This window comes from Sulfurimonas sediminis (genome assembly GCF_014905115.1).
Classification (GTDB): Bacteria; Campylobacterota; Campylobacteria; order Campylobacterales; family Sulfurimonadaceae; genus Sulfurimonas; species Sulfurimonas sediminis.
In genome coordinates, this window is record NZ_CP041235.1 from 2,203,202 (window position 1) to 2,228,691 (window position 25,490).

The window sequence follows — 25,490 nt, forward strand, 5'->3', positions numbered from 1 at the left end:
ACTCCTTTATTTTGTTCCACACTTTCCAGAACCGCACTTACCGGCTCCACACTTTCCACCGCCACATTTTGAAGCACCTGCTTTTTGGGCTTTTTTGTGTTGCGTCACTTGAATATCACCTGCTTTATGCGTTCCATTCTCATCCGTATAACCTACAGGTCTATATCCGGTCGTTCCTATCGCTTTCATAATAGTATTTATATCTGTCTTTGTTTTATCATAACTGACAACTGCTTGTTTTTTGGGTGTTGAGGCTTTTGAAGAGATAACACCATCCACTTCATAACTGACTTTTTGCACTGTTGCTTCACAGGCTGCACAGGTCATGCCCTTTATATGTATCACTTTTGTAAGCACATTCTTTTTATCTACTATGACTGTTTTTGGCTTGTTGCTTTGAATAAACGTATCACCCCAATATGGAAAAGAGAGCATAACAGCGGCAAAGAGAGTAACAATCGCCAAAAATGTTTTGCTGTACCAAAAAGAGACTTTTCCCTCTTCATCCGCATCGCATGCACATTCTATCTCTGCTTGTTTTGGCTTGAGTTTATCCCACCATGCATACGCAAGTACTATAACAGTAAGGGCTATAAGATAAGGACGAAACGGCTCCATCCATGAAAAACTCGATGCCAATCCCGTACTCCCCGCCAATACTGCCAATACCGGTGTAATACAGCATAAAGATGCTCCAATTGCCGCAAGTACGCCTGTGATGATTTTTTTATCTGCCATGATTTATCCTTTTATAAGACGTTCAAGTCTCTCTTTTTGTCTAGGGTTAATAAAGTAAAAAATTGTCATTCCCTCGCGTTTGTTGAGCAGCAGTCCTCCATCTTTAAGCTTTCGTAAATGCTGAGAAATGGGAGACTGATTCATTGCTAAAATATCTGCCAAATCGCAAACACACATGCGTTCAAACTCTAAAAAGAGGCGTATAATTTTCAATCTTACCTCATTGCCTAAAAGAGAAAATATTTGTGCCTGAGAGGATAACCCTTCTTTATGCTTCACAAGACACGCCTTTGCATTTTCTATTAAACTACTGTCAACACTGATTCTGCAACAACTGTTTTCTTCTTTCATTTTCCACTCCTTAAACAGTATATTAGTATATTCTAATAAACTTGTCAAGTTGAATTGCTTTTTTCTACACAAACACACCACAAAAAAGTTATATACTTCTCCTAACAAAACAAAAAGGAGTTTCTTATGAAAACTTTGGCAAAAATCTTTTTCGCACTGCTTTTAGGTGCAACACTGACTCATGCAGCCGCATTCAGCAAAGATGCAAAATTCAGAACAACAGCGGTACATATCACCGCAGACAAACCGCTTACTACCGGTTCCAACACACTTATCGTCACTATCAAAAAAAACGGCAAGCTTGTAGATGATGCAAAGGTGGCACTCAAAGCCTTTATGCCTGCAATGCCCGGTATGCCTGCTATGAGCTCAAAAGCAAATGCCCAAAATCTTGGTAACGGGAAATACAAAACAACACTCAACCTTGCAATGAGCGGAACATGGCAGTTGCATATATTTATCACACCAAAAACAGGAAAAAGGTCTCGTGTAAAAACAACACTGAACTTTTAAAAGGCAAAAAAGATGAGAAAAAAGATTATTTTACTTTTTCTGTTCTTAGCAACAATCCCGTTGTTTGGAGCTGCAGAAAGTCTCCAAACAAACACGCTTATGGGCTTGTTACTCGGAGCATTTGGAGCCGGATTACTGCTTACCTTTACTCCCTGTGTACTGCCTATGATTCCGATTCTCTCAAGCATCATAGCCGGTCAGGGTGAAAAGCTTACAAAGAAAAATGGTTTTCTTCTCTCTGTTGCTTATGTTCTTGGGACAGCACTGACATATACACTTATGGGTGCTCTTGCCGGGGCTACAGGGGAACAGCTACAGTCTTATTTTCAAAATATCTGGGCGATTGGTATTATGAGCTTTATCTTTTTTCTGCTGGCACTTTCCATGTTTGGTTTTTTCAACCTGCAGATGCCTTCTTTTATTCAATCCAAACTTGACAACCAAACCAGAAATATTAAAGGCGGTACTTTTTTTGCCGTTTTTTTACTTGGATTACTCTCAGCGCTTATTTTAGGAGCCTGTGTCTCTCCTGTCATTATCTCATTTTTAAGTGTTGCCATTGCCCAAGCAAATCCTGTATTGGGAGCAGAGATGATGTTTGCACTCTCCCTTGGTATGGGTGTTCCGCTGTTACTCGTTGGTCTGGGTGCCGGATATTTGATTCCAAAAGCAGGCGCATGGATGGATTATGTGAAGTACTTTTTCGGTATTTTACTTTTAGGTGTTGCTGTGAGTATATTTTCCGAGCTTGAACTCTTTTCTGCTTTGTATCTGTGGGGGGTTTATTTTATAGTAATCGGCGCATTTATATATCCCTACTCAACAGCAGATGACTCCTTTACACTATGGCAGAGATTTTTAACAACTCTGGCAATACTGTGTCTTGTTTGGGGAACTATCAGCTTAACAGGGGCTTCTATGGGGCATGACAACATATATATGCCACTCAAAAGCAACGCTGTGCAACAAGCAACATCAAGTGTGCAGGCCGTTACAAAAACACCTTCTCTTTTTACAGAAGTACCAAATCTCAAAGCAATGGATGCAAAACTGGCAGAGGCAAAACAAACCGACAAGCCTGTATTTGTCTATTTTCATTCAAAATATTGCAAGGTTTGCAAAAAACTCGATGAAACAACATTCAAAGATCCAAAAATTATTGAAATTCTCAATAATAAATATATTGCTCTCGTCGTTGACTTGTCTGATAAAAGCAATGAAGATACACTGGCTATTAAAGAGAAGTATGGTGTTTTCGGCTATCCCGCATTTTTACTTATAGACAGTGACACAACGCCACAGACAAATACGATACATTATGGTTATGAAGGTGCACAAGAACTGTTTGATGTACTTGATTTAAATGCAGAATAACAAATAAAATAAAAGGCATTTCTATGAAACACAATAAACACTCTTTATCAAGAAGAACTTTTGTCAAAGGCGTTGTCGCTTCAGGCGCAATGCTTTACGGAATAAACCTCAACGCTTCAACTGACACAGTTAAAAAACGTAAAAAGACCGAAGAACTCTCGGGAACAGTTTTTCATCTGACTATAGACAAAACCCTTGTCAATGTAACAGGAGAACCCTCATATGCCACAGCTGTCAATGCCATGCTGCAGGGTCCGACACTTAAATGGCGCGAGGGCGATACCGTTACCTTACATGTAACCAATAACTTGCAGGAATCTTCCTCTATTCACTGGCACGGCATAATTTTGCCTTATCAAATGGACGGTGTTCCGGGAATCAGCTATGAGGGTATCGCACCGGGAGAGACATTTACATATACTTTTACAGTCAATCAAAGCGGAACATTCTGGTATCATTCCCATTCTGCTTTTCAGGAACAGACAGGTGTTTACGGAGCCATTGTTATTGAACCAAAAGAGAAAGATCCGTATGAATATGACAGAGACTATGTTGTCCTTTTATCCGATTATTCAGATGAAAAACCCGCAACTATTTACCGAAAACTGAAACTTTTTCCTGATTATTATAATTTCAATAGAAGAACTGTCGGCGATTTCTTCTCCGAAGTAAAAACAAAAGGATTCCTTGAAGCTTTCAAAGCACGTCAAATGTGGAATAAAATGCGTATGTCAGACAGAGATCTTTCCGATGTAACAGCCTATACCTATACTTTTTTGATGAACGGGCAAAATCCGGCAACACGCTTTAGGGCACTTTTTCAAAATGGCGACAAGGTACGACTCCGATTTATCAATGCTGCCGCAATGACATTTTTTGATGTTCGCATTCCAGGGCTCAAAATGAAGGTTGTTGCAGCAGACGGGAACAATATACAGCCCGTAGATGTTGATGAGTTTCGTATAGGTGTCGCCGAAACCTATGATGTCATAGTCGAGCCCGAAGATGACAAGGCCTATGCCATTTTTGCGCAAAGTATAGCAAGAAAGGGCTATGCACTTGGCAACCTCTCAACGGATGCAGATATATTGGCAGAAGTGCCACAGATGGATCCGCCGCAAGCACTCACAATGCTCGATATGGGCATGAGAAAAGATATGGCACAGATGAAAAGTATGGATATGTCCAAGGGAGACTCTATGTCATCTTTAAAAAAGCCCATTCCTCTTACAAAACTGCCTATTCGATGGGGTGTCGGTACAACAATGCGGGCAATGAATCCTCAATACAGACTCGATGACCCTGGTGTCGGACTCAGAAATAATGGTAGAAAAGTCTTAACATATGCAGATTTACGCTCTTTGCGTTCTACAAAAGAAGACAGATACCCAGACAGAGAGATAGTTTTGCATCTTACCGGAAATATGGAGCGTTACATGTGGTCTATCAACGGTATTCCTTATCACGAAGCTGCACCTTTGGAGTTTCATTACGGCGAACGTCTGCGTATCACTTATATAAATGACACTATGATGAACCATCCGATGCATCTGCATGGTTTATGGAGTGATCTTGAAACCGGTGATGAAAACCATCTCGTACGCAAGCACACTATTATCTCACAACCCGGTTCCAAAATAAGCTTTCGTGTCACCGTGGATGCAAAAGGTGCATGGGCGTACCACTGCCACTTACTCTATCACATGACAGATATGTTTAGAAAAGTCGTGGTTGCATAAGGAAATGATCATGAAAAATATACTCACAAAATTAACACTTTTAGCTACTTTGACAACACTCTCTTTTGCGGGAGGCGGTGGTGATACCCTGCGTGCCACTTTTACCGCCGACAACCTGGAGTACCAGACAAACAGCGAAAAAAATCTTTACTGGGACACCTATGGATACATTGGCTATGACCTCAACAAACTCTATTTCTACAGTGAGGGAGAAAAACCCAGCAGTGGCGATGCTAGCAGTGAAAATCAACTCCTTTACTCCCGTGCCATTGCCCCTTTTTGGGATGTGCAGGCCGGTATCAGTTATGATATAGCAGGATCAAACAACAAAACATGGGGCGCTCTTGCCCTCTCGGGACTGGCTCCTTACTTTTTTGAAACACGGGCAGCTGTACTTTTTAGTGACGATGGCAATATTGGTCTGAGAATTGACATGGAATATGAAGCACTCATTACCCAAAGACTCATCCTCACACCAAAATTTACGCTCGATGCCTATTCAAAAGATGCCCCGGCTATGGGTTACGGTTCAGGCATTTCAAACCTTACTCTCGGTGCAAGACTTCGATATGAATTCACAAGACAGTTCGCTCCCTATGTCGGCATTGAATGGGCAAAAAACTTCGGTACAACAAATACCTACGCTCCGCTTAATGAAGCCTATGCAACTTTTGGTTTGCGATTTTGGTTTTAATATACTGCTAAGTACCTCTCAATAAATATGTAAGCTTTTTCAGCTTACATAAATCTCCTCACAAACTCATCACACTTTTTTGATACCGTATCAATATCTTAAGTATTGTTTTGTATTTCAAAACTAATTTTAAAACTTAAGAATAAGGGGTATATTATGTTAAAAATGTTCTTTTTACTCGGTATCAGTCTCGTCACCTTTGTAACAAATGCTTATGCTATTCCGGCATTTGCAAGGCAGATGGGAATCTCGTGTAATGCCTGCCATTCACAAAACGGATTTCCTGCGCTCAATCGTTTCGGACGAAGCTTTAAGGCAAGCGGCTACACAATGGTCGGTGCACAGAAATCTATTTATGATGACCAAAACGGGAAATTTCTCTCACTGACAGACACACTCAACCTCTCTTTGAATGTCAAAATCGGGTATGTTCAAGGGGAAGATCCTGCCGAAGCAGCCCAAATTCAGTTTCCACAGGCTCTTGGCTTTATGATAGCGGGACGTGTTGCCAACAATATTGGTGTATTTACCGAAATCGGTTACGAATCAGAAGACGGGAATGATCCTTTATTTCAACTCGCTACTTTGGTAGTGCCTGTTGTGTATGAACTTCCAGACTATACACTCGGAACCGTTTTTTACCGAACAAGTGAATTTGGAGCAGCCGCTTCTTATGACACACTGGCAACCGGTTCCAAGGCAAACGGGCAGACACTTGAAGCTGTTTCTGTCACATCTGCGCAGTCTTACATTGTCAATAATGCAGGAGAAGAAGCTGCTGCAGAAGGTATCGGCTTTTATATTGCAAGTGATTTATGGTACGGTGTTTACTCTGCCTATGTGCCGACTGTCGGTACCGTCTCAGGTGTTACACCCGCACATTACGCTTCGCTTGCTTTTACACCGCAGGTCGGCAACTGGGATCTTGGGATGAGTGGACAACTCTGGTGGGGAACAGCCTCAAGAGATGATGCCAATACTTCTTTGCCAAAAATAGAAGATAAAACAGACAAGTTTGCACTGAACTTTCAGGCTATGGGATCCGTTGACACACTTCCTGTGAGTGTTTTTCTCACCTATGCCCAGGCAAAACAAGGTAGTATCTTTGCACAGACTCCAAACAAAGTAAAAGCAGCTACCATTATGGGTGAAATAGCGCCTATCGCGCATATTCTTATGTTCTCAGCAGGCTACAGGGCAGCAGACAACGGTGCAAATACAAACTCTACAGACAATGCACAACTTCTGGCTGTCAAATATTTTTACAAAGAAAATGTGCAATGTCAGTTTGATTATGTCTTTAATCAAAATTCTCAAAAACGCAATGAGATATACTTTACATTACGTGCTGTTTTCTAACACTTCCTTTTTTTCTGTCATGCTATAGACTTTTCTCCTCCATAGCATGACATCTTTTGCGAAACTCACAAATTCACCACAAACTCTTACTATACTTTTCTAAAATAAATTCTAAAAGGATAGAAAATGATTTACAAAACACAAACGAACACTCCTCTTGAAACAGTCAAAGCAGAGATTCAAGACAAAGCAAAAGCATTAGGTTTTGGTGTATTGGGGTCTTATGATTTTCAGAATATTCTGCACAACAAAGGATTTGAGCTTGACACTCCAATTACTGTATATGAACTCTGCAATCCACCGGCTGCAAATATGGCACTCAATGCCATCCCTGATATTTCCGTGTATCTTCCCTGCCGGATATCAGTATACGAACAAAACGGGGTGACAGTTTTAGCAACAATCGGTATAGAAGATATACTCAATGCAGTAGATGTAGATGATGATTTCAAACAACATATGGGCGAAATATTTAACAATCTGCGTACGCTTATGGATACTCTTTAAAGGAGTCAATTATGTTTGATCATGCAATGACAGGATGGGGGTTTACAATGGGTTTAGGATGGATAATACCACTGCTTTTGATTTTCGCGCTTTTTTATTTTATTAACAACAATAACAACAGTGACAGAGAGTCAGCACGAGATATTTTAGACAGAAAATATGCAAACGGTGAAATAGACGAAGAAGAGTACAAGCGAAAAAAAGAGCTGTTAAAACACTGATTTGGAGGTGTATTATGAGTGAAAAGAAAACAGAAGAAAACACAGAAGAAGAAAATATTTACTGTATAGATGATTCCTGTGAAATAGGCAATGTATTTTATACCTGTCCTATGCACCCCGAGATTCATCAGGACCATCCGGGGAACTGTCCAAAATGTGGCATGACTCTTGAAAAAGAGGTTGAAGCACTGCCGACAATAAAAACACAATACACCTGTCCCATGCACCCTGAAATTATCCGTGATGAACCGGGAGACTGTCCTATCTGTGGAATGCATCTTGAACCTATAACAGTACAGGCCGAAGAAAAAAACGAAGAACTTGATGATATGAGCCGTCGCTTTTTGATAAGCACCGTTTTGTCAATTCCTTTGTTTGCCCTGGCAATGGTTCATGACATTACTCCGCAGTATATTCCCTCCTGGCTGAGTGCACAATTAGTACAGTGGATTGAATTTGTTTTGGCAACGCCTGTTGTACTTTGGGGCGGCTGGCCTTTTTATGTCAAAGGCTATCAGTCGGTAAAAACATGGAATTTAAATATGTTTACGCTCATCTCCATGGGTGTGGGAGCTGCCTATCTTTACAGTGTCGTGGCTCTCTTTTTTCCTGAAATTTTTCCACCGCTTATGCACACAGCAGAAGGTGTCGTACCTGTTTACTTTGAGGCAGCAGCCGTTATTACAACCCTTGTTCTTTTGGGTCAGGTGCTGGAACTGCGGGCAAGAAGCAAAACAAACACAGCCATCAAAACCCTGCTTAACCTTGCTCCCAAAAAAGCACACAGAATTATAGATGAAGCGGGCAATGAAGAGGAGGTCAATCTCGAACTTGTACATGTAGGCGACAAGCTCCGAGTCAAACCGGGAGAAAAAATTCCTGTTGACGGTGTGGTTATTGAGGGACAGAGTAATATTGACGAATCTATGATAACAGGAGAACCTGTGCTTGTCCAAAAAACGGTAGGCGATACACTCATAGGTGCTACCATCAATAAAAACGGAACCTTGGTTATGCAGGCGACAAAAGTAGGCTCTGATACAATGCTGGCCCAGATTGTTCAGATGGTAGCCCAGGCCCAACGATCCCGCGCACCGATTCAGCAGCTTGCCGATACCGTGTCAAGTTATTTTGTACCTGCAGTTGTCATTTCTGCGGTACTTGCTTTTATAGGCTGGTATATCTGGGGACCGTCTCCGCAACTCGCTTATGCCGTTGTCGCTGCAGTTTCCGTACTGATTATTGCCTGTCCGTGTGCCCTCGGCCTTGCTACACCAATCTCGATAATGGTGGCTACCGGTCGTGCAGCACTCTCAGGCATCCTGATCAAAGACGCAAAAACACTCGAGACGATGGAAAAAATAGACACTCTCGTCGTAGATAAAACCGGAACACTTACTCTTGGAAAACCAAAAGTGACTGATTTTCTCACAGCTTCGGGCTATGATACAAAAGAGCTTGTCAAATATGCTGCTTCATTGGAGCGGGCAAGTGAGCATCCTCTTGCACAGTCTGTTATAGACTATGCAACAGAGCTCAATATTTCACTTATCAATGTAGACAATTTTGAAGCGGTACCCGGCAAAGGAGTCATTGCCAAAATTGACGGTAAAAAGATAATTTTAGGCAGTGAAAAACTTTTACAGGAAGAAAATATTTCCATAGAAGAGGTACGGGCAAAAGCAGATGCCATGCGCAATGATGCAAAAGGCATTATTTTTATGGCGATAGATAATAAATATTGTGCAATAATTGCGATAGAAGATCCTATAAAAGAGACTTCTGTTGAAGCTGTACATACATTGGAAAAAGAGGGTATAACTGTTGTCATGCTCAGTGGCGACAATGAATTTACCGCCAATGCAGTGGCTAAAAAACTCGGTATTTCAAAAGTGTATGCCAATGTTCTGCCTGACGGCAAAGCCGATATCATCAAAGAACTCCAAAGTAGTGGAGCACGTGTTGCAATGGCCGGTGACGGCATCAATGATGCTCCGGCACTGGCACAGGCAGATGTCGGTATTGCCATGGGAACAGGAACAGATGTCGCTATTGAGAGTGCGGGAGTTACTCTTATCAAAGGAGATTTGCTCGGTATTGTAAAAGTTCTGAGACTCTCTCGTGCCACGATGCAAAACATTAGACAAAATCTCTTTTTTGCTTTTGTTTACAACAGCGCCGGCGTTCCGATTGCGGCAGGTGTACTCTATCCGTTCTTTGGGATTGTGCTCTCCCCTATTATTGCCGCAGCCGCAATGAGTTTCAGTTCTGTTTCTGTTATAGCAAACGCACTGCGTTTAAAAAATGTAAAACTGTAATCAGGAGGTATAATGAAAATTGTTTTACTGACCCTCAGCACTTTTGTACTCTTCATAAGTGCCTGCAGCGATGAAAAAAAAGTTACCAAATCTTCGGCGCCGGGAATGAAATGCGGCTCCGGGAAATGTGGTGCAAATATGTTTGACGGCAGTACGGCGCTGACCAAAAAAAAGAAAAATATTTTAGCACAGATGAGACAAGATGACCCGCGTCAAGACTGTGTAAAAAATGCAAAAAGTACGAAAAAAATGTATGATTGTGTAAGAGATCCCAAAACACACATTATGACACTCAAATGCGGAGAAGGAAAATGCGGTGCAGCCATGCCGGAGCCAAAACCCATAATGAAATGCGGTGCAGGCAAATGTGGCGGTTCTATGAAATAGTGCTTAGTCTGGAACTATTTTCAAACCTTAAGATAAAGTTGAATAAATTTTTCGTTTGATTACAGACAAACTTAAGGAAAGAGAAAATAAGGAGAAAAAAATCCGTCTGTAATCAAACAAAAAACTTATTATTTGCTTTTAAATAGTTCATACAGTCTAATTAAAGACCATATGAAACTACCTTTTAAAATTCAAGAGATGCTATTAAACGCAAGATATGATTATCAGCATCTCCATAAGAGCCTGCTATATTATTTGAGCCTGGCACATATGTTTGATCTACATAAACATAAATAGCTTTCATCTTAATATTTTCATACCTCGTACTATAAACAAGATCAAGCTCGTTTAAATCTATATCTTTTCCTAAAGCATTTGCTATATAACCCATAGATGAAGGTCCGCCACTAAATGCATTTGGTTGGAGATAACCTGTGTTAGATCCAACTGTATAATTACCATAAGAAAGAGCAACTGAGCTTACATCACCAACTTTTAGAGATCCACCGATTTTAAATGCTGTTGTACCTGGTTGTGCAGCTACCATCCCATCATTGAACACAGATGCTGTTGGAAGTTTTGTTTTCTTATAGTTTGTTGCAAAGTTTGCAACTGGTAAATTTCCTTCTGTAGTCTTTGATGCTGCCCCGTAAACAGCAAGTTTGCCTATATTTGCCACTGCCTTAGCAGCTACTGCATAAGTAGTATCTGTTTTTGTTTGCCCATTGCCAAATGTATCAGCTGTTATAGCATCTTTTAATGCCCCTGTTGTACCATTACCTGCTCCAATCACTTGCAAAGATGGTTTATTAAGAAAACCTAATTTTTTTCGTTTTACATCAACTTGTAGCCAAAAAGCCTGTACAGAATCTGGAGCAAGATAGTACCATGCCTGAAGAGGCATATTTACAATACTTTTATTTTTAACACCTGCCACAAGCATCCCTGCTTTACTAATACTTGTACCATTATAGTCATATTGCATAAAACCATTATATGTTTTCTCTACACCAAAAACTTGAGGTGCTTCCATAAAATTATTAGTCGCACCATTTCCTTTAGCAATCCACATCCCTATTAGTTCCGTATTTGCTATATCTTTATTCGTCACTGTCATAGCTTCAAAAGTATTTGAAACTGCATTCCATTTTTCAGTATAAACAAGAGGTGTATCTAATTCTATTCGTCCAAGTTTTACCTTTGTATTTCCTTTTGTATATATTCCATACATTTCACTAAACCAAAATGGAATTCCATCAGCACCAGTATCAATTGTATCTCCATTGAAATCTGGATTAACAACTGCTTCACTACCGACTATATAAGAATTTAAACCAAAAGATGTTGCACCCTGCACTGCTGCTCCATAAGAGAATGATGAGCTAACATCTCCAACTACTTTTAAATGAGCACTTATACTTGCCCAATCATTCATTTGAGCATTGTTACCTGCTTGTCTAACAAACCAACCAGCTTCACCATCTACTCCACCATGATCTAATGTTTGGTACCAAAGTTTAATATGTCCAACTGCTTTCATCTTGTGCTCAGCAATCTTAAACTTTTTAGTTGGTTCCCCTGAAGGAATACTATATATGTCACTTGGATTATCTGAAGTAACATCTATTGCATATACACCACTAGATAACATTAATGTTGCTATCGTACTCATTGTTATTATTTTCATTTTTACCCCTTTTTTGTAAAATTATTTTAGGTTATACCCACACTGTATGTTTTAAATATTTCTTATCTTTTTATAAGTGTTTTCCCCTTTGCTCTTTCCTCCCTGTTTAGTATTGAATAATCTCTTTTGTATATTCATCAAGAACAACGGTAATTGCGTGTTCTTTAACCCATTTTTTCGCTTTTCTTTTTCCACCATAAAACTTTTTCATTTCTGTTTTATAGCGCTTAAAATATTCATGAAACTTGTCAGGTCCAAGTACTGCAGAAACCCATAAAGTGTCATCCTCTGCAACTTCTAGTATTATAGAAGCTAAAGGCTGTTCTGCAGGTCCGGCTACTTTTTTACACCCTTTTGAAGGATCAAAAGCAGAAAGATGCGAAGAGCAGACTACTAAACCACCTTTTTGTTTACATGCTATTGTCGTTTTTCCCCTTTGTAAATATTGCAAAAAACTATCAGCTGGTGTCGGATGTGCTAATTGGTGAGAACAGATTGCGGAGTATGCAACAAGACTTTTTTTCTCACCTACACCACCTTTCCAGATATATTCTTCCCCCTCTTCAGAAAAAAGCTTAATGTCCCTCTGTGTTTGAACACCCAAATCCAACAAGATTGCAGGTGTTCCTACAAAAGGATAGTTAAACACATAATTTATCTCTTCTTTCAGTGCAGTTGCTTTGAGTGCCTTTCCATTGGCATCAACAAGTTGTACCTTTTCATATGCTGTAAAAAGTCTACCATCATCAGCATATAGTTTTCCCCTAATAATTGATGGAGAAAGTGCCATCATCACACCACCGACTCCTGATATTTTTAAAAAGTTACGTCTGTCCATTCTTTACTCTATCTTATGAAAAGAGATCAGCTGTAATACCTGAATACCAATCATGAAGTGCTTTTGCTGTTCCTGTAGAACGAAACTTACCAGATGCTGCTCTTGGTACATGTCCTTTACCTTTAATTGTTTTGCCGGTCCATGAAAAATCATGGGTTACCATAATTCCTTCTTCCGGATTGTCCCCTACCATGGAGTAACAAACATTTCCGGCATGCACTGCTTTCTTTTTTACAGGAAGAGTATATGCCTTACCTGCTAATCTTGCTAAAATCTCAGCTGCACATTGTTTTCCGGCCCAAACTGCGGTTTGTCCACTTGGTGGTATAGCATGCCCAACAACATCACCAACTGCATACACATCTTTATCTGTTGCTGTTTGAAAAGAACAGCCATTCATTAAAACTTTATGGAATGTATCTGATGTCGTTTTTAGTTCCGCCATCTCTATTACTGGATTTGCTTTGTTTGTTGGCATAAGATTAAGCACTTCGTACTTAATACTTTTTCTAATGACCTTCTTTGTTTCAAAGTCATCTTCAATTTCTTGTGTATAAGAAATTACCTTATTTTTTAAATCAACATCATCAACTTTTGCATTTGGAACATATACAATTCGATCTTTATATAAATCTTTAAAAGATTCCATAAATGCACCGTATTTTGCAAACTTTTCTTTAGGGTTTAAGATAATGACTTTTCCCTGTATATCCTCTTTTTCCATATATGCAGCAATCATACATGCTCGCTCAAACGGTGCAGGAGGACAGCGAAATTTACCATTTGGCACAGTAATAACAATATCACCATCATCCATATTTGAAAGCATTCTTTCAAGTGCCACATGTTCGGAACCTGGAATTAATGCGGCAGGTGCTGTTCTTTTTGCTTCTTCTATCTTTTCTTTAGACCAGGTTGGAAACTGTGTTTCATAACTGTATGCAATCCCGGGAGAGAGAACAAGAATGTCATAACCAATAACCCCTTTTGCCGTAGTGACCGTTTTATTCTTTCGGTCTATGCCAAGGACTTCTGATTGACACATTTTATAACCATATTTCTCTATTGGCTGAGCATAATCAAAAACAAATGTTCCCAAATTAATACCATCAAGTTTTCCAAGGTAGGTATTGGAAACAGGACAAGACATAAAAGTATCCCTTTTTTCTATTACTAAAACATCTAAATTTTTATTTTTTTTCTTTAAATTATTAGCAACTGTTAAACCTCCAAATCCCCCACCTATAATTACGACAGTGTGCTTTCCAAGCTTTTTAGCACTGCCTTGTTCCTTGGATGGAGAGGCTTCAGCCTTGCTACAACCACTTAGACCCCCTGCAATTGCTGCTGATACAACACCGACTGCACCCATCTTAATCGCATCTCTACGTGTAAAATTCATTTACCTACTCCTACTAAAATTTTAGAAACAAAATGATAATGATTTCTATTACGACTAGCATAGTAGGGTTTAAAATATAAATTGAAACTTTATTATAAAAATTAATTATTTTATTTTGAGTGTTTAAAAGATGTGATAATAATATTTTGTTATATTTGTATGCGTTATATGTATCACATTAATTTGATAAAATTGATTTTTTCCCAATTATGGGGATATAAAATATAAAATATTCTAAATATACATAACTAAATATTATATATTAAATTTTATTTAAGGTGTGAAGAATAGTAACAGTTTGTATGTGTGAAAATTCAAAATAGTATAATACGCAACACAATTCATATAAAAAAAACTTTTTTATTTAACGTGAGTTCGGTTTAAGAAAAATGGAGTAAAAATTGCTTAGGTGTCATCCAAAAAAGACTAACTCAAAGGATGACAAACATGATTTTAACAAAACTTTTTGTAGAAATAGATGCTTGTATGAAAATTTATGAACAAAATTTTAATGTAGAGCTTATAAAAAATGGGAAAAAACATCGAAAAAGAGATACGAAACTCTCACTCAGTGAGATAATGACAATAGTAGTCTACTTCCATATGTCAGGCTATCGCACTTTTAAAAATTTTTACAGGAAACATATCTGCACAATTCATAGAGAAGCATTTCCATGTTTAGTATCGTATAATAGATTTGTAGAACTAATACCAAGAGTATTACTGCCACTGAGTGTTTTTATGAAAACACAACGAACAGGAAGTTCAACAGGAATCACCTTTGTAGATTCTACAACAATAGATGTCTGTCACAACAGACGAATACACCAACACAAAGTTTTTAAAGGGATTGCACAAAGAGGCAAAAGTTCTACAGGCTGGTTTTATGGATTTAAATTAGTTAATGAGTTTGGAGAGATAGTAAACTTTGCTTTTACCCCAGGGAATACTGATGATAGAAATGAAGAACTGATGTTAAAACTTACAAAAAACATCTCGGGGAAACTTATTGGAGACAAAGGATATCTTTCACAAAAACTTTTTGATCTGCTATGGAAAAATGGAACTCAGCCCATTACAAAAATCAAAAAGAATATGAAAAATAAGTTGATGCCATTGTTTGATAAACTCTTGCTTAGAAAGAGAGCTTTAATTGAATCTATCAATGATCAGCTTAAAAATATTTCACAACTTGAACATAGTAGACACAGAAGCCCTACAAATGCAATGGTTAACTGGGTAGCTGCACTTGTTGCTTATTCTTATCAGCCAAAGAAGCCTTCTATCAACTTTGCAAATAATCAAAGAAAAATGATTGTAGTTTAAACCGAACTCACGTTATTTATATTTTATCTTCATGTGTTAGTTATTAAACTGCATATGATAGAAAAGAAATTTAAATCAAAACTATAAAAGTATTAAGTTTGAAATAAGTTAAAGAAATTGTAGTTTTTGGTATTCAAAATCGGTAAAAGAGATGCCTTTTATGAAATAACTACCTTTTCTTTAAAAGAGACGATATGCGCAGCCAGATGCAGCTTTTTATTGAGCATTTTCTTAAAAGCTTTTTGACTCTTGAGCTCTCCATGCACCAGGAAGACTTTTCTCAAATCTTGCATACTCGAGATCCACTCTAAGATTCCGTCCCTGTCCGCATGGGCGGAAAATCCGTTAATCGTATGAATAGACGCCTTGACAACAATATCTTCTCCCAAAACATTTATCCATTTTGCACCATCTACTATCTCACGACCTAAAGTTCCCTCCGCTTGAAATCCTACAAAAATCACAGCATTGCGTTTGTCCCAGATTCTATGTTTAAAATGGTGTGTAATGCGTCCTCCACTACACATACCCGATCCTGCAATGATAATAGCTCTGCTTTTTATATCATTTATACTTTTAGAAGCCTCTGGTGTTTCAGTATATATAAGTGAATCAAAGTTAAATACACTTCCCTCTTCTTTAAGATTTTTTTGACACTTTTTACTCAGCTCTTTGGCATAGTTCCCATAAACAACTGTTGCTCTTGTCGCCATGGGAGAATCCAAAAATACTTTACATTTTGGCAACTCTCCACTCTCATACATTTCTCGTAAAACACATAGCAGTTCTTGCGTGCGTTCGATGGCAAAAGATGGTATTAAAACATTTCCACCGCTCTTTAAAGTTTTTACAATAACTTGTTTGAACTCTTCAATCGTTGCCTGAATAGACCGATGATCTCTGTCTCCATAAGTTGTTTCCACATACAAACTTTGTGTTTTATCACACTTCTTTAAATTTGGCAAAACCAAACCGTTGTTATTGCCAATATCTCCCGAAAAAACTATGGTATGCGAGTCATTATCTTGCATATATGAGAGTTCTATAAAAGCAGATCCAAGTATGTGTCCGGCATTACGATAGATAAAACTCACACCTTCACACAGATCATAATATTTATCATATTCCGGATTTACCCACTCTATCTTTTGAAATGTTTTTTCCACATCCAAAGGCTGGTAGAGTGGTTTTGACAGTTTCTTTTCTCTCCCTTTACGCAAAGCTTTACGATAGCGTGTTTGAAAATCTTCACTCATAATTTTCGCACTGTCCATCAAAATAATCTCTGCCAAATCCATTGTAGCGGCAGTAGCATAGATTTTTCCCCTAAAACCCTCTTTGACCAGCTTGGGAATCCGTCCGATATGATCAAGATGGGCATGTGTCACCAAAAGATAATCTATACTCGAGGGTTCAAAATAAAAGGCCTCTTCGTTTTTCTCCTCATCTTCACCTTGAAACATCCCACAGTCTATCATGATTTTCACGCCACCGATTTTGAGGACATGACACGAACCGGTCACCTCTTTTGTTGCACCGTACGATCTTACTGTTGCCATCACCAATCCTTTACATGTAATCTACATGTAACGATTATACGCCAATGTTTCTTAAAAATATAACAAACTACTTTCTTGGTATAAATTCAAGCACCGAAGCATTGATACAAAACCGTTTGCGTCCATCAGGCAGAGGAAAAACATGCCCGAGATGAATACCGCTTTTTTTCGCAATAATTTCAATGCGTTTCATACCAAAACTGTTATCCTCTTTTTGTATTGTCGCACCGTCAACCGCCTTGTAAAAACTGAGCCATCCGGTTCCTGAGTTAAACCTGTCTTGTGTGTCAAACAGCACTTCACCGCTGAGTTTGTCTACAAATACGCCATCAGGCGTATGGTTAAATATATCATACTGCTTGCAAAAACGGTTATCTGTTCCTTGGTTAAATGCCACCTTGTAACTCTCAGAATTTTTTCCCAGTTTAAAATTACCCAACGCTTTGTAAAACTCTTTTTCATTCATAAAACCGACATGGCTCCTCATTTCTTTGCCGTCTTGTACAAAAAGGATTGTAGGCGTTGCATAAAGTTTTGTTTGTATATCAAAGCCTTTGAGGCTGTTTGCTGTCACCGTCCGCATCGGCACGCTCCCTTTGTATTTTTGTGCCACTTCTTTATCAAATTTTTCGCAATAGGGGCAAAAATTCGGACTTTTTATCACTAAAATCTCTTTGCCGCCCAAAGGTGTTATCTCCTTCTGCTTTGTCTCTTCTTTTTGAAACTTCACCCCTGTGGCATGATTCGGACAGTAGCCGTTGGGATGTTTTTGCAGATAATCCTGATGATACGATTCTGCCGTATAAAAATGCTTGAGCGGTTTTATCTCTGTCTGTATCGTGCCCAAGCCCTTTTGTCTTAAGAGTTTTTGGTATGCCTCTTGTGTCTCATGAGCAATTTTTTCCTGTCTGGGCGTTGTGTAAAAAATGGCACTTCTGTAATTATTGCCAATGTCGTTGCCCTGTCCGTTTGCCTGTGTCGGATCATGCAGTTCCCAAAAAGATTTTATCAGTGTTTTTGCATCTGTTTTAGAATTGTCATAAACGACTTTAACCGATTCGGTGTAGTTAATGATCTTTTTGCCGTCTTTGGTGTAACGGTTTTTCAGTACCTTTTCATAGGTCGGGTTGGGATAATTTCCGCCTGCATACCCGGACTCGGCACTGATAACCCCCTGCATATGTTCAAAATGTTTCTCAACACCCCAAAAACACCCTGCCGCAAATACGATAGAAACTATCATGACTTCTCCTTTTTTAATTGTTCTTTGATAACATCTGCCACACGAAAAGAGTTTGCATAAATCGTCCAGGTATAAGGAATACTCCCGCCTGTAGGCATAAATGAAGCATCCGAAACATACAGATTTTCTAAATCATGGGCTTTGCAGTTTTTATCCAGCACGGATGTCTTTGCATCATTACCAAACCTGCATCCGCCGGCAACAAGGTTCGGTGGAGGAGCAGAAGATATGGAGTAGTCAATCTCCTCACAACCGAGTCGCTCTAAAACTTTCACTGCTTTTTGTGCCAGATATTCGCCTACTTCCAAATCCTGGGGATGTCCGTAGAGATTTATGACCCCTACCGGCACACCGTATTTGTCTTTGGTCTTCTCATCCACACCCACAAAACATTTATCAGTCGGCAACCAGTCGTTAAAGACTTCAAAAGTCAGCACTCGTGAAGTTGTCAGCCGTTTGTGCAGTTTTTCTTTGAGTTTTTCACCCCACAAAAGCTTCCCGTTTTCATCATAAACTTCGCGCATCACACGGGATATAATATTTTGATGTTCAAACAAAAAGTCTATAGTTCCGCCTTTGTAGGCTTTGTCCTCATTTTTATATTCATACCAGTCCTGCAAAGAACGGTTAAAAAAAGCACCAACCTCCATCAGCTCTTTTTGCTGCTGTGGTGTCAGTTTTTCAAAAACAAAGCGTCCACTGCCGCTGCCGCCTGCCGAAAAAATGAGATTTTTCCCGACTTCCCCGCTGGAGTTTGCCAAACCGTTTGGAAAATGCTCGTTTTTAGAATTAAGCAAGAGTCGTGAGGTCTCAATCGCCTGTGCCGCTACGACAAAGATTTTTGCCTGCACAGAGTGTCTGATACCGTTTTTTGTATAGTAATATGCCCGTGTTACTTTTTTCTCATTACTTTGAAGTCTGTAGACAAAGGCATCGGTAATGATTTTTGCCTTGCATTTTTGCAACAAGGCAGCACGCCCACTTCCCTTTGCTCCACTCGCACAGCCATAGCTCCCGCAAAAATTGGAGTAGTAACAGGCATTACGCCCAAGAGCATTTTGTGATAATATCGCTCGGGGCGTGGGAATCGCTTCATAGCCCAAGTCTTTACATGTAAGGTCAAACCATTTTGTTGCACCGTTTATCTGCAGCTCAGGATAAGGAAAATCTGCACTTGAGCGGGGTTCAAGATGTTTATGTTGGACAATCTTGCCACTCACACCCACAACTTTTTCGACCCTGTCATAGTAAGGTTCCAAATCCTTATAGCTGATCGGCCAGTCAACAACATTTGCCCCTTTGATTTCGCCATAGACACTTTTTAGCTGAAAATCATTGGGCTTGAGCCTGTGAAAATAACCGCTCATCAGGTTTGACGAACCACCGACCATGGAACCGTTCCAAAAACTCCAGCCTGATTCTTCCCCGTCATAACGGGTAAATGTCCCGTCTGCCCTATACTCGTTTATGATATGCTTTTGTTCATTTAAAGGAGGGGTAAACATATCACGTCGTGTGACAGCTATTTCATCTTTGTTAAAATCACTCTCTGAAAAGTTCTCGCCCTTTTCCAGCACAACAACGCTAAATCCAGCATTTGCAAGTTCATAGGCTATTGGTGAGCCACCTGCTCCACTGCCGATTATACATACATCAACCATTATATCTCTGCCATTACATGTAAGCCTTTTGCGGTCTGGGTTGTCCGCCTTTGAAATTGAGCCATTGCCAGCCGGCTTCTTTGTTGTTTCCGCCATATACAGGGTCACCGAGCATTGCTTCAAACATATAGTTCATCACCTCATAAACAAAACTCTCTCCCCACTCTGTTTGTGTTATATGCTCAAGAATACTTTGTCTTTGCATTGGAGAAAGCTTTGTGTACTCTTTTTTATAACTTTGTACAGCTTCTTCATTGAGCCATTTCACACCGTTTTTTAAAAAAGTTTTATCCGCATCGCTTATGCGGCTGTGATGAAATATTTTTTGCATATACGGAGCAGTTTGTATCCCTAAATGCTGTGCCTGAGGGAAGAGGTCTTTGTGTAAAAGGCTGAAGGTTTGCAGGGGTGTTGTTACGCCAAAAAGAGTGCATCCGTCCATTAAAAAAACGGCACCACAAAGAAAACCTGCCTGTAAAAACTTTCTACGAGAAAAGGTCATCAAAAAACGAACCTTTCTTTTTTGGTTTATAAGAGGATGTCCGCTCATCCACAAAATCAGGATCCCCTTTTTCAAGCATCTCTTTTGAAGGTTTTTGTATATGTTTTTTCGGCTTTTTCTCTTTAACAAATCCAGTGTTCGTTGTGCGAGCCGTACCGTGAGGAATGCACATGATAGCCTCCTTCTCTTATTTTAAAACTATTATACTAAAAATCTGTGTAGTAATTGTGCAACCACCCCTTCAATGCCATTAAGTTAAGAAAAAAACTTGATGTTTTCTTGGAACCTAGGTTTTAACCTAGGCTTTAGGCTTGAAAAACACAAAGCCCGCACTAAAGTACGGGTTCCGAAAAAGTCGCTTAACTTAATGGTATTGAACAACCCCTTAATCTATTAAAGATTCTTCAAAATAGGTAAGTACCTATCCAAAAATAAGATTTTCCTTACTGAGTTGTGACATATGCTTTAATCCCATAACTGCAAGAAGATTTTTTATACCTGCAAGCAACTGTTCATGATATGATGCAATGTTTCTTGCTTTTTTCTCTATCAAAAAGGAGGCTCGTTTTTTCTTGTCCTGCGTTGCCAGACCAACCGGACAGGCACGACCATGCGCGCCTGAACACTCACGAGCCCGAATGCATCCCGCACTCATCATAAATGCCCTTGCAATAGCGACAAAATCCGCTCCCAGTCCAAAAAGGACTATCGCATCATCAGGCGTTAACACCTTTTCACTTGCAATAAGTTTGACATTTTCTCGAACACCGACTCTTTTTAATTCGTTATCTGCTATATAGAGTGCTTTAGTGATAGTCATTCCTACACTCATCATCATCTCCAACGGTGCCGCACCGCTCCCGCCGTCTCCGCCGTCTATGGTAATAAAATCCGGGTAAGCATTAGAACCGGCATGCAAACGTTCTTTGATTAAATTTGCATACTGTGTAAAATTTTCCTGGGAAGATATGACGATTTTGACACCTACAGGCTTTTGCGATAAGGCTTTGAGTCTGCCTATAAAATCAAAAAGTTCTTCCAGCGTATGTGCAAACGGAAACTGATTGGGAGAAAACAGGTCTTTATGTGCCTCGACACCTCGGTAATAAGCAATTTCTTCACTTACTTTCGTAGCAAGCAGTTTCCCTCCTGTCTGCTTGGCGCCTTGCGCCATTTTTACCTCTGTCATTTTGCAAAAACGCATAGTTTTTTGATAGCGTTCTTCGCAAAAATTACCTTCTTCATCTCGCACACCGTACAAACCGCTTCCCATTTGAAAAACAATATCGGGCATATCATCAGGCACCTCGGAAGGAAAAGTTTTCATAGGAGCATCCCAATTAACTCGGTAAAAGACCAATTCAGTTTTATCAAAGAGGTAACTGTCAGGTGCAGACGTTGTCACAACCATATGTTTATACACACTTTGTGCAGTGGCGGCATTGGTAAAAAACTTGATAAATTTATACACATTTTTGGCAAAAAAAGTTCCCTCTTGAGTTTGAAAAAATTTACACTCTCTTGTATATTTATGGGTATAAAAAAAGTTTGAAGTCAGACTTCCTTCTCCTGTATTTATAGGAAACTTTCCAAGATATGCGCCTTTGGTAAAGGCACGTGTTCCCTCAGGAGAGATAGCCCCGTCACTCATGGCACTCCGCCCGAGAATAGACCTTGTTGTAAAAGGCTTGGGAGAAGCTTCTCCAAAAGTTGTAGAAAAATCATCGCTGACATCCTGTGTATTGAGCACACAGTTTGCATTTTTTATGCCAAGTCTTGCACTCTTTTGCGGTTGTCCAGGAGAAAAAGAGGCATAGGCGGATTTGCGTTCAGCCGAATCATACACCCATTTGACCTTGTCAAAAGATTCATAAAATTTTTCATCACCGAAATACTGGCGCATCGGGTCACGAAGGGCATAAAAGAGATACCGCATACGACCGATTAACGGATAGTTAATCAGCAATTGGTTTTCCCGTTGAATATACCTGTCGTAAATAAACAAAACTATAGAAGTTACAATAAAAAGAATAGTTATTGCCTTAAACATAAACATCAATATTGGAAATTGGATTTCTCCTATTTCATGAGTAAATCTAAATAATGCTTCCATTGTTTAATTTTTTTCTCCAAAAACAAGTCTGTCCAATGAAAATTTTCCTGCACCAAAAGATAAGAAAATAAATAAAAATGCCATATAATAGAGTGGAATTTCAAAACCATTATCACCTGCTGCAAAGCCATTATGCAGATGTACAGTGACTATGGCCACAATCATTATGATAATCAAAGGAATAGAAATCAGTCTCGTAAAAAATCCCAATGTTAACAACACGACCCCTGTTATTTCCGTACTGGCAGCCATGTAGGCATTCAATACCGGGAAAGGAATGCCCATTGAGCCAAACCACTCTGCAACAGACTTCATATCATTCCATTTCATCATTGCCGGTTCATAAAAACCGTATGCTACCAAGAGCCTTGCAAAAAGCAGACTCAACGGTTGCAGATATTCACCTAAGCGTGAAAATTCAAGATATATTTTTTTAAGATTCATAACAAACTCCTTAAGTTGTATCAAAAATTTTACTGCTTTTGTGTGTAGTAAGTGTGCAGAATCAAACTCTACTGACAAATTACAGATACAGGGCCAACACAGGCCCGCACTGAAGTACGGGTTCCAAATAAATGCTTAACTTAATGCTTTCTCGGAACCGGTACTTCAGTGCCGGCTGTTGCAATAGTCTTGCCACTCTCAGCCGGCACTGCAGAAAAAAATGCTTAACTTAATGGTACTGATAGGGGGAATCATGTTTTTATCGTAAAGTAATGGTATTAGAGGAGGGGAATTGAAGTAAATGAGCCTTATGCCCATTTACATGTAATAAAAAACTAGTTAGCGCCGCATTTTCCTTTGCCACACTTCATAGCACCTGCTTTCTTTTCTTTCATCTCTTTCTTTTTTTTCATCTCTTTCATGGCAGCACCACATTTCATGCCCGCTTTTTTCATGCCGGCACCACATTTCATGCCGCCTTTTTTCATTGGCTTATCCATTGAAGATCCACATTTCCCTGCGCCGCATTTCATATCGCCTGCACTGAGTGAAACTGCGCCGAGTCCTGTAAAAAGAGCCGCGCCTAAAAGTAAGGCTGTAAGATTTAACTTTTTCATTCTCTTATCCTTTGATATTTTAAGTTAGAACAATTGTAACATAAAATAAGTTTTCTTTATGTGACAACTGTTACATTAGAAAAATTATACATTTTAAGTGTGTAGTATTTGTGTAATATCATCTTTAGTGTATAATTTTACATTAATATAAAAAAGGCATCACTTTTGATTTCAAACAATACAACACTCAAAGAAGAGTTCAAAATATTTTACAAAGAACACCCTACAAAAAATTTTGAAGATTTAGTAGAAAAATTTGCAATTTTTGGTGGTGTGGGCTGGGGCGAGATAGATACATCAAAGCCTTCGTATGAGCTTATAGAAAAACTCATACTCAAAGACTATCACTACATCCGAAACGATGTCAGTGACATTACCGGCGGGGCCCCGCTGTATCATGCGCTACTGAGTGCTGTTGCCATGGGTGACGGCAAAACACACTCTAGTTATAAACGTGCAAAACTTGAAAAAGAAGTCGGAGACAACGCCATTAGTGAACTTGTAGAGAGAGGTATCATCCGCGTTGAAAAACCAAAAAAAGAGTTTACCTCGTGGAGCAATAATGAAAAAATTGATAACAAACTCTACTTCACAACACCGTTTTTACGTTTTTGGTTTGCTTTTGTCTCGCCGCTTTTTAAAGGTATTCGTGACGGTGACTACACAGAGGTGAAAAAACGCTGGCAAAACAGAGAAGCAGAGTTTAGTAACCTCATCTTTACCCAACTCTCGCATGAACTGCTCAAAGAAAACTTTGCAAAAGAGGATCCTTTGGTAGAGATTTCAAGCTACTGGGACAAGAATGCAGAATTTGACATCTTTGCCAAAACACAATCAGGAAAAACAATCCTCGGCAGTACAAAATACACCAATGCGAAAGTCAAAAAAAGTGAACTGACACGCCTGCAGGAGCTTGCGAAAAAAGCGGATATTGATTCGGATATATTTGTCATTGTGGCTAAAAAAGGCTTTTCCAGCGAACTTAAAGCCTTAAAAGGTGAAAACTTACGCCTTTTGACACTGAAAAATTTTGCAAAACTGGTAGAATAGTTATGAGTAAAAAAGTGTTGCTGTTACACGGCTGGGGAGGAAGTGATTATCCGCACTGGCAAAGCTGGCTTGCGGGTGAAATAGCAAAAGATTACGGCTGTGTCAATTTTTTAAAATTCTCAAACTTTGATGCGCCTAAACTGGATGTCTGGATGCAGGAACTTGAAGCTGCTCTTGTAGATTTTAAACCAGACATTGTTATCTGTCACTCTTTGGCAAATACCTTATGGTTTCATTTGTGCAATACAAAAACAGTGCAGGAAATAAAAAAGCTATATCTGGTTGCCCCGCCGAGCCTTACATGTAACATAGAAGAACTCAGCGAATTTTTTCCGGTATCAGCGCCCAATCAACTCTATGCAAAAGAGACTCTTCTTATAGCCTCTACAAACGACCCCTATATGAGTCTGGATGAAGTACACCAACTGCAACAACGCTTACATGTAAAGATGAAAATACTCAAGAATGCAGGCCATATAAATGCTGACAGCGGATATGGAAAATGGGAGTGGATGCACAAAGAGCTACAAACTGTTTTATAGCTCTTTTATGCGTAAAGATCCAATGAACCTGACGGGGAGACACTCGGTTTAACGTCACTTTTTAAAGATGTCTCAAACACCTCTGCCCGCTTTAAAGTTTCATTACTGGACTTGAGCAGTGAAGAGGTGTCATTTTGAGAGGAAGAAGAATCTTTGAGTGAATTTGGATCCAGTCTTCCAACCTGAACAGGGCTCGGATAAGGTGATTGAAATGTATACTGAGCAACCTTCACATCGTCCTCCTTGAGCTGTTTTTCTCAATTATAGCACAAACTATGTAAAAATTTAATAGACAAAAGTGTAAA

The 25,490-nt window shown here is 39.3% G+C and carries 26 protein-coding genes; 12 read left to right on the plus strand and 14 right to left on the minus strand.

The features are described 5' to 3' along the window. Positions 1-6 precede the first annotated feature (6 nt). Complete coding sequence (gene merTP / locus FJR45_RS11740; RefSeq protein ID WP_193150685.1) at positions 7-738, minus strand: mercuric transport protein MerTP; 732 nt, start codon at positions 736-738, stop codon at positions 7-9. A gap of 3 nt (positions 739-741) precedes the next feature. Continuing rightward, positions 742-1,089: an ArsR/SmtB family transcription factor gene (locus FJR45_RS11745; protein ID WP_193150686.1), complete on the minus strand. Its 348-nt coding sequence runs from the start codon at positions 1,087-1,089 to the stop codon at positions 742-744. A gap of 126 nt (positions 1,090-1,215) precedes the next feature. On the opposite strand from FJR45_RS11745, the gene FJR45_RS11750 reads away from it, so the two are divergent. From FJR45_RS11750 to FJR45_RS11790, 9 genes are all read left to right on the plus strand, one after another. Beyond that, positions 1,216-1,602 (plus strand): FixH family protein, encoded by a 387-nt coding sequence (locus FJR45_RS11750; RefSeq protein ID WP_193150687.1) that lies wholly within the window; start codon positions 1,216-1,218, stop codon positions 1,600-1,602. 12 nt (positions 1,603-1,614) lie between these two features. Continuing rightward, complete coding sequence (locus tag FJR45_RS11755) at positions 1,615-2,976, plus strand: protein-disulfide reductase DsbD family protein (RefSeq protein WP_193150688.1); 1,362 nt, start codon at positions 1,615-1,617, stop codon at positions 2,974-2,976. A 23-nt stretch (positions 2,977-2,999) separates the two neighbouring features. Then, positions 3,000-4,715: a copper resistance system multicopper oxidase gene (locus FJR45_RS11760; protein WP_193150689.1), complete on the plus strand. Its 1,716-nt coding sequence runs from the start codon at positions 3,000-3,002 to the stop codon at positions 4,713-4,715. A 10-nt stretch (positions 4,716-4,725) separates the two neighbouring features. Next, on the plus strand, positions 4,726-5,409 hold the full coding sequence (locus tag FJR45_RS11765) for a copper resistance protein B (RefSeq protein ID WP_193150690.1): 684 nt from the start codon (positions 4,726-4,728) through the stop codon (positions 5,407-5,409). Positions 5,410-5,565: 156 nt separating this feature from the next. Continuing rightward, positions 5,566-6,768 (plus strand): hypothetical protein, encoded by a 1,203-nt coding sequence (locus FJR45_RS11770; RefSeq protein ID WP_193150691.1) that lies wholly within the window; start codon positions 5,566-5,568, stop codon positions 6,766-6,768. A 126-nt stretch (positions 6,769-6,894) separates the two neighbouring features. Then, positions 6,895-7,275 carry a DUF302 domain-containing protein gene (locus FJR45_RS11775; RefSeq protein ID WP_193150692.1) on the plus strand — a complete coding sequence of 127 codons (381 nt, stop codon included), beginning with the start codon at positions 6,895-6,897 and terminating at the stop codon, positions 7,273-7,275. A gap of 11 nt (positions 7,276-7,286) precedes the next feature. Beyond that, positions 7,287-7,496 carry an SHOCT domain-containing protein gene (locus FJR45_RS11780; RefSeq protein WP_193150693.1) on the plus strand — a complete coding sequence of 70 codons (210 nt, stop codon included), beginning with the start codon at positions 7,287-7,289 and terminating at the stop codon, positions 7,494-7,496. 14 nt (positions 7,497-7,510) lie between these two features. Further along, complete coding sequence (locus FJR45_RS11785) at positions 7,511-9,814, plus strand: copper-transporting P-type ATPase (protein ID WP_226966434.1); 2,304 nt, start codon at positions 7,511-7,513, stop codon at positions 9,812-9,814. A gap of 12 nt (positions 9,815-9,826) precedes the next feature. Further along, complete coding sequence (locus FJR45_RS11790) at positions 9,827-10,201, plus strand: HvfA family oxazolone/thioamide-modified RiPP metallophore (protein ID WP_193150694.1); 375 nt, start codon at positions 9,827-9,829, stop codon at positions 10,199-10,201. Positions 10,202-10,385: 184 nt separating this feature from the next. Here FJR45_RS11790 and FJR45_RS11795 read toward each other — a convergent pair whose 3' ends face one another. The 3 genes from FJR45_RS11795 to FJR45_RS11805 form a co-directional block, all read right to left on the minus strand. Next, positions 10,386-11,888, minus strand: a complete 1,503-nt coding sequence (locus FJR45_RS11795) for a hypothetical protein (RefSeq protein WP_193150695.1) — start codon at positions 11,886-11,888, stop codon at positions 10,386-10,388. A gap of 106 nt (positions 11,889-11,994) precedes the next feature. Continuing rightward, a complete protein-coding gene (locus FJR45_RS11800; RefSeq protein ID WP_193150696.1) occupies positions 11,995-12,726 on the minus strand; it encodes an arsenate reductase (azurin) small subunit in 732 nt (243 codons plus the stop codon). Positions 12,727-12,739: 13 nt separating this feature from the next. Then, a complete protein-coding gene (locus tag FJR45_RS11805; protein WP_193150697.1) occupies positions 12,740-14,128 on the minus strand; it encodes an FAD-dependent oxidoreductase in 1,389 nt (462 codons plus the stop codon). A 447-nt stretch (positions 14,129-14,575) separates the two neighbouring features. Between FJR45_RS11805 and FJR45_RS11810 the strand changes: the two genes are divergently transcribed. Next, a complete protein-coding gene (locus tag FJR45_RS11810; RefSeq protein WP_193150698.1) occupies positions 14,576-15,454 on the plus strand; it encodes an IS982 family transposase in 879 nt (292 codons plus the stop codon). 158 nt (positions 15,455-15,612) lie between these two features. On the opposite strand, the gene FJR45_RS11815 is transcribed toward FJR45_RS11810, so the two are convergent. From FJR45_RS11815 to FJR45_RS11850, 8 genes are all read right to left on the minus strand, one after another. Further along, a complete protein-coding gene (locus tag FJR45_RS11815) occupies positions 15,613-17,013 on the minus strand; it encodes an MBL fold metallo-hydrolase RNA specificity domain-containing protein (RefSeq protein ID WP_193150699.1) in 1,401 nt (466 codons plus the stop codon). A gap of 67 nt (positions 17,014-17,080) precedes the next feature. Then, a complete protein-coding gene (msrA, locus tag FJR45_RS11820) occupies positions 17,081-18,256 on the minus strand; it encodes a peptide-methionine (S)-S-oxide reductase MsrA (protein ID WP_193150700.1) in 1,176 nt (391 codons plus the stop codon). Beyond that, positions 18,253-19,917: a GMC family oxidoreductase gene (locus tag FJR45_RS11825; RefSeq protein ID WP_264299341.1), complete on the minus strand. Its 1,665-nt coding sequence runs from the start codon at positions 19,915-19,917 to the stop codon at positions 18,253-18,255. Before FJR45_RS11825 ends, msrA begins: the two co-directional genes overlap by 4 nt. Before the next feature lie 13 nt (positions 19,918-19,930). After that, a complete protein-coding gene (locus FJR45_RS11830; protein WP_226966528.1) occupies positions 19,931-20,419 on the minus strand; it encodes a gluconate 2-dehydrogenase subunit 3 family protein in 489 nt (162 codons plus the stop codon). Further along, positions 20,403-20,591: a hypothetical protein gene (locus FJR45_RS11835; RefSeq protein ID WP_193150702.1), complete on the minus strand. Its 189-nt coding sequence runs from the start codon at positions 20,589-20,591 to the stop codon at positions 20,403-20,405. The genes FJR45_RS11830 and FJR45_RS11835 overlap by 17 nt, the downstream gene beginning before the upstream one ends. 249 nt (positions 20,592-20,840) lie before the next feature. After that, complete coding sequence (locus FJR45_RS11840; RefSeq protein WP_193150703.1) at positions 20,841-22,532, minus strand: FMN-binding glutamate synthase family protein; 1,692 nt, start codon at positions 22,530-22,532, stop codon at positions 20,841-20,843. Positions 22,533-22,535: 3 nt separating this feature from the next. Continuing rightward, positions 22,536-22,976, minus strand: coding sequence for an HvfX family Cu-binding RiPP maturation protein (locus tag FJR45_RS11845; protein ID WP_193150704.1), 441 nt, complete (start codon positions 22,974-22,976; stop codon positions 22,536-22,538). A 335-nt stretch (positions 22,977-23,311) separates the two neighbouring features. Continuing rightward, complete coding sequence (locus FJR45_RS11850; RefSeq protein ID WP_193150705.1) at positions 23,312-23,593, minus strand: hypothetical protein; 282 nt, start codon at positions 23,591-23,593, stop codon at positions 23,312-23,314. 165 nt (positions 23,594-23,758) lie between these two features. Between FJR45_RS11850 and FJR45_RS11855 the strand changes: the two genes are divergently transcribed. Both FJR45_RS11855 and FJR45_RS11860 read left to right on the plus strand, forming a co-directional pair. Further along, complete coding sequence (locus tag FJR45_RS11855) at positions 23,759-24,643, plus strand: DUF234 domain-containing protein (RefSeq protein ID WP_193150706.1); 885 nt, start codon at positions 23,759-23,761, stop codon at positions 24,641-24,643. 2 nt (positions 24,644-24,645) lie between these two features. After that, on the plus strand, positions 24,646-25,185 hold the full coding sequence (locus FJR45_RS11860; RefSeq protein WP_193150707.1) for an RBBP9/YdeN family alpha/beta hydrolase: 540 nt from the start codon (positions 24,646-24,648) through the stop codon (positions 25,183-25,185). Between the two features lie 5 nt (positions 25,186-25,190). On the opposite strand, the gene FJR45_RS11865 is transcribed toward FJR45_RS11860, so the two are convergent. Further along, the gene (locus FJR45_RS11865) at positions 25,191-25,418 is read right to left on the minus strand and encodes a hypothetical protein (protein WP_193150708.1); all 228 of its coding nucleotides are present in this window, start codon (positions 25,416-25,418) and stop codon (positions 25,191-25,193) included. Positions 25,419-25,490 lie beyond the last annotated feature (72 nt).